We start from the raw sequence: 16,519 nt of genomic DNA, 5'->3' as shown, positions 1-16,519 counted from the left end.
ATGAACAGTTATTAGCTAGTAAAGGAAGTGATAAAGAACCTTGAAGGTGATATCAGCGAATCCGAGCCTGCCAAGTTAGCGCAGGCTCAATTCTTTAGACAATTAAATCAACTCTCAAACCAAGTCAGTGATCTTTTTAAAAGAAAAAATCGCCAGAATAATAACCTTAGTAACTGGCCGTTAAACTGCGCCAATTTCTCTTTTGAGCTTTAAAGTCTGCTTTTAGCTCTGCGACTTGTTGTACAAGTTGAGAATCCGCGACTTGCTTTCGCTTTGCTTCTAATAAAGCTTTTTTTGCGGTGTAATACTCAGTTAAATGCGCTTTTAGTAATTCATACTCGCCTTGTAAGCGTTCAACAATTTCATCGGCATTGGGTAAGTGAGCCGTTTTATTTCGCGTCTTTAATAATTGCATTTGAAATTTGGCTGCTTCGATTCTTTCTTGAGGCACTTTACGCAAATCGTGAGCTAAACCGCACCAATGTAACAGTTTGATTAACCACTTTGTTGGATCGTAATGCCACCATTTAATCCCATTGCGATAGTCATTCTCAAATATGTGATGGTAGTTATGATAACCTTCACCATAGGTAAATAGAGCTAAAACACCATTGTCTTTTGCCGTGTTTTTGTCGGTATAAGGTTGTGAGCCCCAAATGTGCGCTAATGAATTAATGAAAAAAGTGCAATGATGTACAACCACTAAACGCAATACACCAGCGATGAGCAGCATTGACCATACATCCCCATTCATCCAGCCTAATAATGCTGGTAGACCGATGTTCATTATGACTGCTAATAACAAGTAGTGTTTGTGTTGCCACATGACGATTTTGTCGTTTTGTAAATCACGGACGTTTTTATAGTCATGGTAACGTTGAGATTGATACTCCCTTAACATCCAACCAATATGGCTGTACCAAAACCCCATTTTCGCTGAATAGGGATCTTTATCATTATTATCGACATGCTTGTGGTGGATCCTGTGATCCGACGACCAATGCAATGCGCTGTTTTGTAACGCTAATGCGCCGCCTAATGCATAGGTGAAACGAATGACAGAGTTGGCTTTATAGGTTTTATGTGACCAAAGTCTATGATATCCCGCCGTTATTGATAAACCGCTGTAATAAGCTAAGCCTACAAATGTAAGCCATTCAGTTAATTCAAAGCCGTGGGTGATACCTCGCCAAGGAACAAATACAATAGCAGCTAAGAAGGTGGTGGCGAACAAAGTGATGTTTAGCCAAATGAGGGGTGGTTTTTTCATTATTATCCAATATATATTTGAGCGTACAACTGTTCGCTAATTTAGCTTAAAGTGCAGTATGCCGTCAACAATTCAGGGGCTGCGTTTCTAAGATATTCAGGTTATTATTTATAAATTAAATCGACTAGAAGGGATCACATGGGGATCAGGGCGCAACAAAAAGAAAAAACTCGTCGGGCATTAGTCGATGCGGCATTTAATCAACTAAGCGCGGAACGAAGTTTTTCTAGCCTAAGCCTGCGTGAAGTCGCTCGTGAAGCCAATATAGCACCAACCTCTTTTTATCGTCATTTTAAAGACTTAAATGAACTTGGTTTGACTATGGTTGACGAAGGTGGGTTAGCCCTCAGACAAATTATGCGTAAAGGCCGTCAACGAGCCGAAGCTGGTGGAAGTGTGATCCGAATTTCTGTCGAAACGTTCATGGAAGTGTTGGAATCAAATCCAAATGCGTTCCGAATTTTGTTACATGAACGGTCGGGCACTTCGGCGGCTTTTCGTGCTGCGGTTGCGAGAGAAATCGAGCATTTTATTTCTGAACTTGCCCATTACACTGAGCAAAAAACAAATCGTTCTCAATTGTTGGCGAGAGCTCAGGCGGAGGCGTTGGTGATTTTAGTATTTAATGCTGGAGCCGCGGCTTTGGACATGAATCGTTCGGAGCGCCGTCAATTAGCAGAGCAACTTGTTTTACAGTTAAGAATTGTCGCTAAAGGCGCACAAGCTTTACAAGTTCGCAATGAAAGCACTCAACCATCTTAAGTTAATAGGATGGTTTGAGTTTAGGCTAACCAATCACACACTGTAATGGTGTCATTTTCTTTCTAACCATACACCAGACTCCATATGGTCGGTATATGGAAATTGATCAAACAACGCAAAACGAGATACTTTGTGTGTGCTACTGAGCATATTGAGGTTATCAACAAGCGTGCTTGGGTTACAAGAGATGTATAAAATACGATCGTAGCCTTGCACTAAAGATAAGGTGTTGTCGTCTATGCCTGCTCTTGGTGGATCAACAAAAATGGTATTGCAGTTATAGCTGTCTAAATCAACATCTTTTAAGCGTCTAAATGCTCTTTTCTTTGCCATTGCATCACTGAAGTCTTCTGCAGACATCCGAATGATGGTCAAATTTTCAATATTATTTGCAGCAATATTATATTGCGCAGACTCTACAGAAGGCTTGGCAAGTTCGGTAGCCAACACTTTATCAAAATTTTGTGCCAATGCGATGGAGAAGTTGCCATTGCCACAATACAGTTCAAGCAGATCACCGCTGGAGTTTTGGGTAACATCTAATGACCATTCCAGCATTTTTTCGGCAACTTTAGCATTAGGTTGAGTAAAACTATTTTCAACTTGCTGATAAGTATACTGCTTGTCATTGACCTGCAGGCTTTCGACGACATAGTCTCGGTCTAAGCAATGCTTCATTTTGCGAGCGCGGCCAATAAGGTTGATATTAAATTGGTTAGATAAGCGCTGCTTAAGTTGCTGAGCTTGCTGTAACCAGTCATCATCAAGCTGACGATGATAAAGCAGTGATATTAATATTTCCCCACTTAACGTAGACAAAAAATCCACTTGAAACAGTTTATGACGCAAACTTGGATTAGGTTTGAGTTCTTCTACAAGTACTGGCATGAGCTGATTGATCAATGTACTGGCGGGAAGATAGCTATCACAACGTACTTTTTCTTTTTTGACGTTATCGAACATGTAATAGTAAAGATCATCACCATCATGCCACATTCTGAATTCGGCACGCATCCGATAGTGTGTTGGATCAGAAGCAAATATTTCGACTTCAGGTACATTAAACGATGCAAACATTTGTTGTAGCTTTTGACGCTTTTGTTCGAGTTGAGCGTCATATTGCTGTGGGTCCATTGCTGCAAAATTCATGTGCTTTGTCACTATCTTCTGTAAATTTGGGCGCAAATTATTATACTAGAACGATGTAATGTCCAATGTTCAATAGTAGAAAGGGGTTATCTTGTCGCAACCAATACTGGTATTCGACTCTGGGATCGGTGGATTAACCGTGCTCAGTGAGATCAAGCAACGGTTACCTCAGCAAAATTATCATTACCTTTTCGACAACCTGAGATTGCCATACGGTGAGCTGGATGATCAAGAGCTTATTGAAGGAGTTGTAACCTTAATTGCAGATACGGTAAGTAGCATTGATGCTTGCTTAGTGGTCATAGCGTGTAATACCGCGAGCACGCTTGTTCTTTCACATCTAAGAAATCAACTCTCAGTGCCGATTGTGGGAGTGGTGCCAGCCATTAAACCAGCTGCAGTCTATTCGAAAACAAAATGTATCGCTTTACTTGCGACTCCGGCAACTATAACCCGCCAATACACCAAAGATTTGATTGCTGAATTTGCTGGTGACTGTCAGGTAATTTCAGTCGCATCTTCAGAAATGGTGCACATGGCTGAAGATAAACTGAATAAAAAAGAAATTGACCAAGAGCAGTTACAAACAGTATTAGCGCCAATTAAAGAGAGCTGTGTCGACGTACTGGTGTTAGGTTGTACTCATTTTCCATTATTGAAAACTGAAATAACCGAAATTTTGGATGATGAAGTATTATTGATGGATTCAGGCAAAGCAATCGCACGACGAGTAGAAACGATACTTGTCGAGTCATTCGGATCAAAAAAAAGTGGTGTTACAGAAAGTGCAAATTTGACAGCTTGGTATACCAGTAAACAGTTAAGTCACGAACTAACAGAAACCTTGTTCGAGTATGGTTTTAAAAAAATAAGCCCAATAAACGAATAATACATTTATTGGGCTCATAGTGTTAATAGCTGTCAGGAAACAGCTTACTCGTCTTCATCCCGATTATTGAAAGACTCTTGAGTACGAGCTTCACGTACTTTTAACGTACGCTCTTGGAAAGTGTAGTCATTCAACTTTAATCGTGCTTTATCAGCACCAACTTCAGACATTTCCACAAAACCGAAGCCTTTACGGCGGCCGGTTTTTCTATCACGAACAAGCCTGACTGACGTTACTGGGCCGTGATCTTGAAATAACGCTTTAACTTCGGATTCATGAACTCGGTATGGCAAATTACCTACATAAAGGGTTTTAGTTGGACCTTTATAAGTCGCTATGGAAGTTTGGCTACCTGATTGAGACAAAATGAAAACGATACCAGCGATTACAATCCCCATTAAGAAGGTAAGGTAAGCTGGAAGCTCAGGCACGAATTTGAAAATCGTAACGGCACCAACAATTGCGACAACCAATAAGATGAGAAGTGACTTCTGCATATAAATGATCTCTGTTTACTGAAAAATAGTATGTAACTGTTAAAAACAATAGCTATGTTAAAGAATAATTGACCTATAAACCAGTGTGTTGTTGAAAAAATAAACGTTAATCGTCATTAAACTACAATAATATGCCAACAATAGATGTAAATATAAGGCGAATAGTCTGAAAAAAACACGAATCGTACAAAAGCTCCACACTTGATAGGGTTCAGTTAAAAAAGCCCTTGCGCAGTTTCAGAATCTCCCTATAATGCGCATCCACTGACACGGCACAGCAGCTCTTCTTAGCATAAATGATGCGATTAAGCAGCAAGGTTGGCGAGTCAGGTTCAGTCGAAAATAAGGCGCTTTTTAAAAGTAAATTAACCTCGGATTGAACGGCAGAAAAAAGTTTACAAAAACTGCTTGACGCCAACAACAAGGTCTGTAGAATACGCAGCCCTGACCCGCTGAGGACACTGATTAAATCAAGGTTTGAAGCGCAGAGTCAAAACGCTCTTTAACAATATATCAAGCAAATCTGTGTGAGCACTCACAGAGATTGACAAAATCGAAACTGTATTGGTTTATCACTTCGGTGAATAGATTAAGCAGTCAAAAATTTTCTCAATTAATTGTGTTCACGCAAACTTTCAAAGTGATTACTTACGTTAAGTAAATAAGCATTTTGAACATGCAAATTTGGTTTACTTTCCTTTTCATAAAGAGAAGTAAGTCAAATCGACAGAATTCATTGAGCAGAAGCTTTCATTAGCTTCGAGCAAAAACTTTAATTGAAGAGTTTGATCATGGCTCAGATTGAACGCTGGCGGCAGGCCTAACACATGCAAGTCGAGCGGTAACAGAGAGTAGCTTGCTACTCTGCTGACGAGCGGCGGACGGGTGAGTAATGCCTGGGAATTTGCCCAGTTGTGGGGGATAACAGTTGGAAACGACTGCTAATACCGCATAAACCCTACGGGGAAAAGCAGGGGACCTTAGGGCCTTGCGCAATTGGATAAGCCCAGGTGGGATTAGCTAGTAGGTGAGGTAAGAGCTCACCTAGGCGACGATCCCTAGCTGTTCTGAGAGGATGATCAGCCACACTGGGACTGAGACACGGCCCAGACTCCTACGGGAGGCAGCAGTGGGGAATATTGCACAATGGGCGAAAGCCTGATGCAGCCATGCCGCGTGTGTGAAGAAGGCCTTCGGGTTGTAAAGCACTTTCAGTGGGGAGGAAAAGTTGTTGGTTAATAACCAGCAGCCGTGACGTTACCCACAGAAGAAGGACCGGCTAACTCCGTGCCAGCAGCCGCGGTAATACGGAGGGTCCGAGCGTTAATCGGAATTACTGGGCGTAAAGCGTGCGCAGGCGGTCTGTTAAGTCAGATGTGAAAGCCCCGGGCTCAACCTGGGAATAGCATTTGAAACTGGCAGACTAGAGTCTTGTAGAGGGGGGTAGAATTTCAGGTGTAGCGGTGAAATGCGTAGAGATCTGAAGGAATACCGGTGGCGAAGGCGGCCCCCTGGACAAAGACTGACGCTCATGCACGAAAGCGTGGGGAGCAAACAGGATTAGATACCCTGGTAGTCCACGCCGTAAACGATGTCTACTCGGAATTTGGTCTCTTGAAGACTGGGTTCTCAAGCTAACGCATTAAGTAGACCGCCTGGGGAGTACGGCCGCAAGGTTAAAACTCAAATGAATTGACGGGGGCCCGCACAAGCGGTGGAGCATGTGGTTTAATTCGATGCAACGCGAAGAACCTTACCTACTCTTGACATCCAGAGAACTTTCCAGAGATGGATTGGTGCCTTCGGGAACTCTGAGACAGGTGCTGCATGGCTGTCGTCAGCTCGTGTTGTGAAATGTTGGGTTAAGTCCCGCAACGAGCGCAACCCTTATCCTTATTTGCCAGCACTTCGGGTGGGAACTTTAGGGAGACTGCCGGTGATAAACCGGAGGAAGGTGGGGACGACGTCAAGTCATCATGGCCCTTACGAGTAGGGCTACACACGTGCTACAATGGGCAATACAAAGGGTTGCGAAGCCGCGAGGTGGAGCTAATCTCATAAAGTTGTTCGTAGTCCGGATTGGAGTCTGCAACTCGACTCCATGAAGTCGGAATCGCTAGTAATCGTAGATCAGAATGCTACGGTGAATACGTTCCCGGGCCTTGTACACACCGCCCGTCACACCATGGGAGTGGGCTGCAAAAGAAGTGGGTAGTTTAACCTTCGGGAGAACGCTCACCACTTTGTGGTTCATGACTGGGGTGAAGTCGTAACAAGGTAGCCCTAGGGGAACCTGGGGCTGGATCACCTCCTTATCGACACGATTTTGTTGTTTTTGTAGAGTGTTCACACAGATATGCTTGACGTTTTATCGAAAGATGAAACGGCATACTCGTTTGTCCTAGCGACAACGATGTTCTTTAACAATTTGGAAAGCTGATAGTAGGATTTATTGTTCATTTGAATAGTAAATCATACGAAAAATCTCAAAAACGATGCATTACATTAAATGGTAAAGCATCAAGAGTTCTCAAACACTTTATTAAGTGTCTTGAATATTCAAAACTAAGGCGATATCAGCATCAACTTACCCGTTGGTGCAATGATTATCAGTAAAAACCAGCTAGTTGCAATGCAGCTCAATGATGTTAACGACTTGTTTTTTAGCAAGAAGTGAAACTCATCTGGGTTGTATGGTTAAGCGACTAAGCGTATACGGTGGATGCCTTGGCAGTCAGAGGCGATGAAGGACGTGTTAATCTGCGATAAGCTCAGTTAAGTCGATAAAAGGCGTTACAGACTGAGATTTCCGAATGGGGCAACCCAATCACATAAGTGATTATCATACAGTGAATACATAGCTGTGTGAGGCGAACGTGGGGAACTGAAACATCTAAGTACCCATAGGAAAAGAAATCAACCGAGATTCCCCTAGTAGCGGCGAGCGAACGGGGATTAGCCCTTAAGTCTTTGGGGTGTTAGTGGAATACGTTGGAAAGCGTAGCGGCACAGGGTGATAGCCCCGTACACGAAAACTAACCGAAGATGAAAACGAGTAGGACGGCACACGTGACATGTTGTCTGAACATGGGGGGACCATCCTCCAAGGCTAAATACTCCTGACTGACCGATAGTGAACCAGTACCGTGAGGGAAAGGCGAAAAGAACCCCTGTGAGGGGAGTGAAATAGAACCTGAAACCGTATACGTACAAGCAGTGGGAGCGGTTCTTGAGACCGTGACTGCGTACCTTTTGTATAATGGGTCAGCGACTTACATTTTGTAGCGAGGTTAAGCGAATAGCGGAGCCGTAGGGAAACCGAGTCTTAACTGGGCGTTGAGTTGCAAGGTGTAGACCCGAAACCCGGTGATCTAGCCATGGGCAGGTTGAAGGTTGAGTAACATCAACTGGAGGACCGAACCGACTTATGTTGAAAAATGAGCGGATGACTTGTGGCTGGGGGTGAAAGGCCAATCAAACCGGGAGATATCTGGTTCTCCTCGAAAGCTATTTAGGTAGCGCCTCGAGCGAATACCATTGGGGGTAGAGCACTGTTAAGGCTAGGGGGTCATCCCGACTTACCAACCCTTTGCAAACTCCGAATACCAATGAGTACTACTCGGGAGACACACGGCGGGTGCTAACGTCCGTCGTGGAAAGGGAAACAACCCAGACCATCAGCTAAGGTCCCAAAGTTATTGCTAAGTGGGAAACGATGTGGGAAGGCTTAGACAGCTAGGAAGTTGGCTTAGAAGCAGCCATCTTTTAAAGAAAGCGTAATAGCTCACTAGTCGAGTCGGCCTGCGCGGAAGATTTAACGGGGCTAAGCAATACACCGAAGCTATGGGTGTTTGTGCATCACCAGATGCGATTTCAGCGAACTGACATTTGTTTTTTAAATGTCAGTTTAAGCACGCAACACGTTGAGGCGGTTGTGGAGAATAAGTCGTATGTGGGATGCACAAACGCGGTAGAGGAGCGTTCTGTAAGCGGTAGAAGGCGAAGGGGTAACCCACGCTGGACGTATCAGAAGTGCGAATGCTGACATGAGTAACGATAAAGGGAGTGAAAAACTCCCTCGCCGAAAGACCAAGGGTTCCTGTCCAATGTTAATCAGGGCAGGGTGAGTCGACCCCTAAGGCGAGGCCGAAAGGCGTAGTCGATGGGAAACCGGTTAATATTCCGGTACTTCTGCTTACTGCGATGGAGAGACGGAGAAGGCTAGGCGAGCGCGGCGTTGGTAGTCCGCGTTTAAGGCTGTAGGCTGTAGACTTAGGCAAATCCGGGTTTACATTAGGCTGAGAGCTGATGACGAGTCACTAAGGTGATGAAGTCGTTGATGCCCTGCTTCCAGGAAAATCTTCTAAGCTTCAGGTAAGTAGGAATCGTACCCCAAACCGACACAGGTGGTTGGGTAGAGAATACCAAGGCGCTTGAGAGAACTCGGCTGAAGGAACTAGGCAAAATGGTACCGTAACTTCGGGAGAAGGTACGCTCTTGACGGTGATGAGACTTGCTCTCTAAGCTGTTGGGAGTCGCAGATACCAGGTGGCTGCAACTGTTTATCAAAAACACAGCACTGTGCAAAATCGCAAGATGACGTATACGGTGTGACGCCTGCCCGGTGCCGGAAGGTTAATTGATTGGGTTAGACTTAGGTCGAAGCTCATGATCGAAGCCCCGGTAAACGGCGGCCGTAACTATAACGGTCCTAAGGTAGCGAAATTCCTTGTCGGGTAAGTTCCGACCTGCACGAATGGCGTAATGATGGCCACGCTGTCTCCAGCCGAGACTCAGTGAAGTTGAAATTGCGGTGAAGATGCCGTATACCCGCGGCTAGACGGAAAGACCCCGTGAACCTTTACTATAGCTTGGCACTGAACATTGACCCTACATGTGTAGGATAGGTGGGAGACTTTGAAGCGTTGTCGCTAGATGATGTGGAGTCAACCTTGAAATACCACCCTTGTAGTGTTGATGTTCTAACTTGGCTCTCTCATCGAGAGTAAGGACAGTGCCTGGTGGGTAGTTTGACTGGGGCGGTCTCCTCCCAAAGAGTAACGGAGGAGCACGAAGGTTGGCTAAGTACGGTCGGACATCGTACGGTTAGTGCAATGGCATAAGCCAGCTTAACTGCGAGACAGACACGTCGAGCAGGTACGAAAGTAGGTCATAGTGATCCGGTGGTTCTGAATGGAAGGGCCATCGCTCAACGGATAAAAGGTACTCCGGGGATAACAGGCTGATACCGCCCAAGAGTTCATATCGACGGCGGTGTTTGGCACCTCGATGTCGGCTCATCACATCCTGGGGCTGAAGTCGGTCCCAAGGGTATGGCTGTTCGCCATTTAAAGTGGTACGCGAGCTGGGTTCAGAACGTCGTGAGACAGTTCGGTCCCTATCTGCCGTGGGCGTTAGATGATTGAGAGGAGCTGCTCCTAGTACGAGAGGACCGGAGTGGACGAACCGCTGGTGTTCGGGTTGTTATGCCAATAGCATTGCCCGGTAGCTACGTTCGGAATCGATAACCGCTGAAAGCATCTAAGCGGGAAGCGAGCCTCGAGATGAGTCATCTCTAGAGCTTTAAGCTCTCTAAAGGGCCGTCCGAGACTAGGACGTTGATAGGCAAGGTGTGTAAGCGTTGTGAGGCGTTGAGCTAACTTGTACTAATGACCCGTGAGGCTTAACCATACAACCCAGATGGGTTTTACAACCTTAGTGAATATATAAGCGCTTAATAAAGTAAGAACTTTGAGATAATTTCTTGTAAAACAGGTATCAGCCAACCAAATTATTAATTTACGGCTAAAAGAGCGGTAAATAAAGAAAAGAACAAGCAAACAGAATTTGTCTGGAGACAATAGAGCTGTGGCACCACCTGATCCCATTCCGAACTCAGAAGTGAAACACAGTATCGCCGATGGTAGTGTGGGGCTTCCCCATGTGAGAGTAGGTCATTTCCAGGCGCCAAATTGGTTACACTTTTTTGTAGAAGTGAAACAAAAAGAGATTGTACATCTGCTGGCATTAAAGGTAGATGAAGTCGCTTTACGACTAAAAAATTTGCTGATATGGCTCAGTCGGTAGAGCGCATCCTTGGTAAGGATGAGGTCCCCAGTTCGATTCTGGGTATCAGCACCAGTTAGATAAAACAGAATTTGTCTAGAGACAATAGAGCTGTGGTACCACCTGATCCCATTCCGAACTCAGAAGTGAAACGCAGTATCGCCGATGGTAGTGTGGGGTTTCCCCATGTGAGAGTAGGTAATTTCTAGGCGCCAAATTGCTTTTAATAAAGTAAGTTTCACTGGTGACAGAGTGAAGTAAAAAGAATAGTTTTATTTGCAAGGCAAATAAAATGAAAGAGTTGGAGCGGTAGTTCAGTTGGTTAGAATACCGGCCTGTCACGCCGGGGGTCGCGAGTTCGAGTCTCGTCCGTTCCGCCAACACAACGAAGCCTCGTCAGAAATGACGAGGCTTTTTTGTATCCAAGAAGAAATATTATCATGAACAAATCTGAACTCATTAAAACAATGGCTAACCTTTCAAATGCTTCACAAGTTGACACCAAGCGGGCTTTGAATGCGCTTCTCTCTAATGTACAACAGGCACTGAGTGAAGGTGAGAAAGTGTATTTACCCCAGTTTGGTACATTTGAATTGAGATATCACTTGCCCAAGCAAGGGCGAAACCCTCAAACCGGAGAATTGCTGGAAATTGATGGTTATAATCAACCAAGCTTTAAGGTCTCACCAGTGCTGAAAAAAATAATGAGCTGATAATGTAATTGGTATTACTGCTGTTTGGAGATGATTTTCTCAAGGATTGGCTGATTAGCTTCAGGAAAATTATATTCTATTACTTCAGCTTTAGATACCCACTTGATTTGTTGGTCTTCCATGCCTTTAGCTTGTCCTGTAAAGGCTATAACTGAGTGCACATCTAACAATACTTGCTTATCAGGGTAATCAAAGCTGAGCTTAATAAATGGCTCTGACGAGAACACAGTAAGATTAACTTCTTCTTTTAACTCACGGATCAGCGCCTGTTCAGTGGTTTCTCCTATCTCTACTTTACCACCGGGAAACTCCCATTTTCCACCTTGGTGTAAGTGCTCTGGTCGTTTGGCAATAAGGATTCTATCTGTTGGGTCAATAATTACCCCAACGGCAACATGAATGCGCTTCATTGTTCATCCTTAAAGAAGTCAGGCTCGTCATAACCCATGTCATCTAATAGGCTGATGTCAGATTCTGGTTTTACTGGTATAGCATGTTTCTCACTGGCCCAGTCGCCGAGATCAATCGTTTTGCAACGCTCGCTACAGAAAGGTTTAAAACTTGATTGGTTAGTCCATTCAACTGTGGCTTTACAAATTGGGCATTGAACCGTTAAAGGCATGATTTACTCATCGTGAAAAAATTAATCTTGGATCATATCTATTTTATCGACACGCTGCCAGTTTGAAATCGATCATTTGATCCGTGTGTTTATGACGTTCAAAATTGACAAAATGGATCGCAAAACGATTGCGATTACCACTGATGGTTGGATAACAGTTTTGCTCTTGTGGTAATGCCACTCGTATTAAGGAAAGCGGTTGACTGCTGTCACCTTGATGAAATCCACCTTGTGCAGTAGTTGGTTCAAATGTGCTCGTTTCACGAACCAGCTTAAGGAGTAATTTTATGGCATTAAGTAAGGGCTGAAAATGTTCACACCATTGTTGATAATGATGCTGCCTTTCTGACCACGGCTTAGCCAACCAAAAATGCAACTGAGGAAGATCAAAATTACAACTCGCACCGGGCATGCTGAATCTTTGCCTAATGGCCATTAAAAAGCGATCTTGCTTTAATTCTTGTCCTAAACGAGGACAATTCGCTAAATCAGCACGAGCGGTGTTAAGTTGCTCGATGAGTAGAGAAGCTTGTTGGTGATCCGTTTCAGGCAATAGACACCACTTGTTGAATAAGGCGAGTTGTCTATCAATATCTTTGAGAACATCATTACGATAATCACACCGCTCAGTCAGTTCCCATAGTGAAAATAATGGAAAAAAGCAGGCATGACGGTGGTCATGGTTGAAGTTATACGTTAATTGCTCAGCCAAATACTCTAGCCTTAAGCTACTGCGTATTTTTTCATTCAGTGGTTGTTCATATATGATATCAGTCATAGTCAAAGTTTAGCTTCTGTTGATAAAACTGCTTTCGATAAAGACAAATATTGTTTATGCAAAGCAAATACAGTCTGCTCTATCTCCTGAATCTCTCCTTGATTATCGATAATGTCATCGGTTTTGTCTAAGCGCTGTTGTCGCGGCATTTGACTGCGAATGATATTTTCGATTTGTCCTTTATCCACACCATCTCTATCTTGAGTTCGTTTAATTTGTAGTTCAGGCGAAATATCAACAACTAATGTACGATCGACCAAACTATCGAGCCCATTTTCAAAGAGCAAAGGTACTACCAGTACAGCATACGCGCTTGTTGACTGTTTAATCAACTCCAACATACGTTTTCTTATAAGGGGATGTAAGCATTCATTAAGCCAAAGTCGTTGTTTTGGTTGTGAAAAAATACACTCACGTAATGCGGAGCGGTCTAATTGTCCGTCTGACTGTAAGACATGTTCACCGAAATGTTCGACAATGGCGGCTAATCCTTCTGAGCCTGGCTCTACGACTTCTCTGGCTACGATATCAGCGTCAATCAGATCAATGCCTTGTTCGGCAAATAAATTGGCAACTGTGGTTTTGCCGCTACCAATGCCACCAGTGAGCCCAACAATAAAATGACTCATCACTTGGCACTCCTATTTAAACATTCTCTTTTAAATTGCATGAGCTAAGTACCAATTCACAATGTCTTGACCCCAAACCACAGCTATCCATCCTGCAGCGGCGATATAAGGGCCAAATGGAATTGGGTTACCTGAATGAAGTTTTTTGCTCACAATCAGACTAATACCAACAACTGCGCCAACAAGAGAGGACAGTAAAATAATTAAGGGCAACATTTGCCAGCCAAGCCACGCGCCAAATACGGCCATTAATTTGAAGTCGCCATAACCCATGCCTTCCTTACCTGTGACGATCTTAAATAACCAGAATACAGACCATAAACTCAAATACCCTGCAACGGCACCAATGACTGAGTCATTTAGGCTCACAAAACCATCGGTTAAGCTAAAAATTATTCCCAGCCACAATAGCGGTAAGGTTAAATTATCAGGGAGTAACATTTCATCAAGATCAATACCTGTAAGTGCAATTAACACTAGGGTTAATACTGCAGTTGCTACAAAATCTATGGTTGGCCCGAAATGCCACGCTAATGTTGCCACTAATGCGCCACTGATGAACTCAATAATCGGGTAACGAGCAGAAATAGCATTGCCACAGTTTGCGCATTTTCCTTTGAGTATCAACCAACCTAAAATGGGTAAATTGTGCCAAGGTTTGATCTTGCTGTTGCATTTAGGGCACGCCGAAGTCGGCACGATTAAATTGTATTTCTCAGGAAAGGGATCAATGGCTTTGTTGAGTTCAGTTTCACCTAATTTTTTGACTTTTTCTGGATGATATTCATTGAGGTACTGGTTACACTCTTGTTGCCATTCTCTTTTTAACATCACAGGGAGTCGATGGATTACGACGTTAATGAAACTGCCGAGCATCGCAGCAAAAATAAAAGCGATGACGACAAACAAGTATGGTTGTGCGTTCAGTAAAATGAGAAACTCAGACATAAGTATTAACGACTTAATATTTATAAATATATGAATTTGATTGTAATATGAAACCTTCGCTATGTTGAACGGTTTTTATGAGTCTTTTTTGATTTATTGCTGCAGTGATCTCTGTTTATATTCCTTAAATTCACTTAACGAATAGCCACCTTGGACGGTACAAGCTTCTGTGACGTCAATTCTCATTAGGGCACAAAACTCTGTAAAGTTTAACCCAATTTGTTTACACATAAGAGCCATTTCCTGCTGCGCTTGCTCTGTTCTTTCATAATACTCAGGTGGAGAGTGTTTAGGTAGCGTGATTGGTTTACGTTGTATCATTTCTATCCATGCGAGAGTTATCATTCCTTGGATGAATTTGTTGATGGAATCGATTTCTAGCCGTGTTTGGGGGCAATGAAACATTCGTAATTCTATCGTGCTATTAGGGCTTGTGAGCATATCCCTTGATGGGGTACCTGCTTTAAGGTGCTCTAAATTAACGGCAATGTATTTGCCTTTCATATTAAACAGTTTTTTAAATAAAATGACTAAATCAATTAATTTATGATAATCATTTTGCAAAGGAATTCTGTGCTCATCGATATGTTTATTAAGTAGAGACACCGCGCGCTGAGTTTGTGGTTTTATCGCTAGATAGTTGAATTGCTCAAGTCTTGAAAGTCTATCAAGCACTCGAGGTAAAAAGGTCATTTGATTAAATAACAGAATAAAGCGCAGCACAAATTCGGGATTACCATTGAATACGCTTGAAACATCAATATGTTTATGTCCAGAGCGTCCTTGAAGTTGTTTAGTGTCCGCCAAGTCTAACACTGTGATTTCCAGTAACTCTGAACTCCTCATCCGTTTTGTTTCGTTGTGTTTCACAACGGTAAAGCATTGCTCGGCGGTATAAGGTGTGGTGTGACACTCTATGACATTACCATCGACAAAGCTCATAAGCTGCCAATCTCCAATTTGCAAAATATACTTAAGATTATTAATACAAGCTGAGCTCACTTCAAAACCTTGGTCAATACATAATTGCACTAAGCTTTCATGCCACTTATAAATAGAGAAAATTGAGTCTGGATCAGGAGTGAATGAAGGGAGACTAAAATGCAACTCTATTTCTTCACCAAAAACCAGAGACTCAACCCGTGGAGCCTTTACGGCCACATCATTGTGAAGACCTGCGTTGGCATCAAATAAAAAAGGCGCCACCATACTGTTTAAACAGTGATCTTCTTGAGCAAATGGAGCGGCTAGAGGGGTTACTGGAGCAAGGGAGCGTGTTATTAGCTCAAGTGGTAAGTTGTGCCACCATTGGAGTGCTTTGGCACTGATGATAATTTCAGCCGTTGGATGTAAATATTGCTTAATGTCGATATCAGTTAACTGATGAGTGATGATGAGCTCATAAAGGAGATCCGCTTCACAATTAAATACTTGCTCTGTGCTTAAGGTATGACTCAGGTGCCATATTCCAAGGTAAGCGGGCTTCCATTTTTCATGATTATAATCTTTTAATACCTCAATACCTTTTGAGCTTGCGACAAGCTTTAAGACAAGCGCCAAATAGACGATTTCTTCTGTATTACTGAGTTGAAACATAAATTTGCTATCGGTTAAACAAAAATTGTTGCTTGTGTATTGAGAAGAGTGATGGTTTATTCTGCAATGCAGCTCATGAAATAATTGAGTGGTATAGGTCTGTAAATGTGGGCAGGAAAAATTTGAGACAAACTCACTTTCAAACCAAATGGCCAAGTGATGTACAGTACTTTCTATTAATTCTGGGAGTTCTTCAGCTTGCAACTGTGGATACCGACTTTGGCACTGCTGAACGAGCTCATGGATAAGACTAGTTATGTACTGCAACTGAGGTCTCATATCTGCCCGTTTATCCAATCTAGATTTCTGGCAGGCTGGTGTTAGATCTTCAACATAGGCTGGCCTATTCAATTGATAACGAGCAATCAGTTCATGTAATTTTTGTTTTGAATGGGCTTGGATCTCAAGTTCATGCCACTGTGAGAGTCGTGCTGGTGAATGATGAGTCGAGCGTAAAGTAAAGTGGTTTAATAGCCTAAGTGGTATCGATACAGGTAGCGATTCAATGCCAATATTGGATAACAGATTGGCCGATGAATGATTTGTAGATGGTGAATACATCAAGATGGTAATGCATTGATTAAAGATGCCGTTAAAATA

Annotated in this window: 12 protein-coding genes, 2 tRNA genes and 4 rRNA genes; 9 read left to right on the top strand and 9 right to left on the bottom strand. The window is 43.1% G+C overall.

What is annotated here, in order from left to right; genetic code table 11:
* Positions 1-166: 166 nt before the first annotated feature.
* The gene (locus E2I05_RS20260) at positions 167-1,270 is read right to left on the bottom strand and encodes an acyl-CoA desaturase (protein WP_121852252.1); all 1,104 of its coding nucleotides are present in this window, start codon (positions 1,268-1,270) and stop codon (positions 167-169) included.
* Between the two features lie 138 nt (positions 1,271-1,408).
* Here E2I05_RS20260 and fabR point away from each other — a divergent pair, with 138 nt between their 5' ends.
* Positions 1,409-2,032 carry an HTH-type transcriptional repressor FabR gene (fabR, locus tag E2I05_RS20255; RefSeq protein ID WP_121852251.1) on the top strand — a complete coding sequence of 208 codons (624 nt, stop codon included), beginning with the start codon at positions 1,409-1,411 and terminating at the stop codon, positions 2,030-2,032.
* A gap of 51 nt (positions 2,033-2,083) precedes the next feature.
* Here the strand turns inward: fabR and trmA are convergent, their stop codons facing one another.
* On the bottom strand, positions 2,084-3,181 hold the full coding sequence (trmA, locus tag E2I05_RS20250) for a tRNA (uridine(54)-C5)-methyltransferase TrmA (protein WP_121852250.1): 1,098 nt from the start codon (positions 3,179-3,181) through the stop codon (positions 2,084-2,086).
* 91 nt (positions 3,182-3,272) lie between these two features.
* Between trmA and murI the strand changes: the two genes are divergently transcribed.
* On the top strand, positions 3,273-4,070 hold the full coding sequence (gene murI / locus E2I05_RS20245; RefSeq protein ID WP_121852249.1) for a glutamate racemase: 798 nt from the start codon (positions 3,273-3,275) through the stop codon (positions 4,068-4,070).
* Between the two features lie 44 nt (positions 4,071-4,114).
* On the opposite strand, the gene E2I05_RS20240 is transcribed toward murI, so the two are convergent.
* Complete coding sequence (locus tag E2I05_RS20240) at positions 4,115-4,567, bottom strand: RNA recognition motif domain-containing protein (RefSeq protein ID WP_121852248.1); 453 nt, start codon at positions 4,565-4,567, stop codon at positions 4,115-4,117.
* Positions 4,568-5,340: 773 nt separating this feature from the next.
* Between E2I05_RS20240 and E2I05_RS20235 the strand changes: the two genes are divergently transcribed.
* From E2I05_RS20235 to E2I05_RS20205, 7 genes are all read left to right on the top strand, one after another.
* Positions 5,341-6,882 (top strand): 16S ribosomal RNA (locus E2I05_RS20235).
* 380 nt (positions 6,883-7,262) lie between these two features.
* Positions 7,263-10,258, top strand: a 23S ribosomal RNA gene (locus E2I05_RS20230).
* 159 nt (positions 10,259-10,417) lie between these two features.
* Positions 10,418-10,533: ribosomal RNA gene (rrf, locus tag E2I05_RS20225) — 5S ribosomal RNA — on the top strand.
* Positions 10,534-10,632: 99 nt separating this feature from the next.
* Positions 10,633-10,708: transfer RNA gene (locus tag E2I05_RS20220), tRNA-Thr, on the top strand.
* A 20-nt stretch (positions 10,709-10,728) separates the two neighbouring features.
* Positions 10,729-10,844: ribosomal RNA gene (rrf, locus tag E2I05_RS20215) — 5S ribosomal RNA — on the top strand.
* The 16S, 23S and 5S rRNA genes sit together here with 2 tRNA genes alongside, the layout of an rRNA operon.
* A 92-nt stretch (positions 10,845-10,936) precedes the next feature.
* Positions 10,937-11,013 (top strand) — tRNA-Asp (locus tag E2I05_RS20210).
* Positions 11,014-11,073: 60 nt separating this feature from the next.
* Entirely contained in the window at positions 11,074-11,346 is a 273-nt protein-coding gene (locus E2I05_RS20205; protein ID WP_121854484.1) for an HU family DNA-binding protein, read from the top strand.
* Positions 11,347-11,360: 14 nt separating this feature from the next.
* Here E2I05_RS20205 and mutT read toward each other — a convergent pair whose 3' ends face one another.
* From mutT to E2I05_RS20175, 6 genes are all read right to left on the bottom strand, one after another.
* Entirely contained in the window at positions 11,361-11,756 is a 396-nt protein-coding gene (gene mutT / locus E2I05_RS20200) for an 8-oxo-dGTP diphosphatase MutT (protein WP_121854483.1), read from the bottom strand.
* Positions 11,753-11,968: a DNA gyrase inhibitor YacG gene (yacG, locus tag E2I05_RS20195; protein ID WP_121854482.1), complete on the bottom strand. Its 216-nt coding sequence runs from the start codon at positions 11,966-11,968 to the stop codon at positions 11,753-11,755. The genes mutT and yacG overlap by 4 nt, the downstream gene beginning before the upstream one ends.
* A gap of 43 nt (positions 11,969-12,011) precedes the next feature.
* Positions 12,012-12,746 carry a cell division protein ZapD gene (gene zapD, locus E2I05_RS20190; protein WP_121854481.1) on the bottom strand — a complete coding sequence of 245 codons (735 nt, stop codon included), beginning with the start codon at positions 12,744-12,746 and terminating at the stop codon, positions 12,012-12,014.
* Between the two features lie 2 nt (positions 12,747-12,748).
* Positions 12,749-13,375 (bottom strand): dephospho-CoA kinase, encoded by a 627-nt coding sequence (gene coaE / locus E2I05_RS20185; protein WP_121854480.1) that lies wholly within the window; start codon positions 13,373-13,375, stop codon positions 12,749-12,751.
* A 30-nt stretch (positions 13,376-13,405) separates the two neighbouring features.
* Positions 13,406-14,323 carry a prepilin peptidase gene (locus E2I05_RS20180; protein ID WP_121854479.1) on the bottom strand — a complete coding sequence of 306 codons (918 nt, stop codon included), beginning with the start codon at positions 14,321-14,323 and terminating at the stop codon, positions 13,406-13,408.
* 93 nt (positions 14,324-14,416) lie between these two features.
* On the bottom strand, positions 14,417-16,480 hold the full coding sequence (locus tag E2I05_RS20175; protein WP_121854478.1) for a hypothetical protein: 2,064 nt from the start codon (positions 16,478-16,480) through the stop codon (positions 14,417-14,419).
* Positions 16,481-16,519: the final 39 nt, after the last annotated feature.

Source organism: Parashewanella spongiae (assembly GCF_004358345.1).
GTDB lineage: Bacteria > Pseudomonadota > Gammaproteobacteria > Enterobacterales > Shewanellaceae > Parashewanella > Parashewanella spongiae.
The sequence above is the reverse complement of the archived record's forward strand: the minus strand, read 5'-3'. Positions and strand labels throughout refer to the sequence as shown.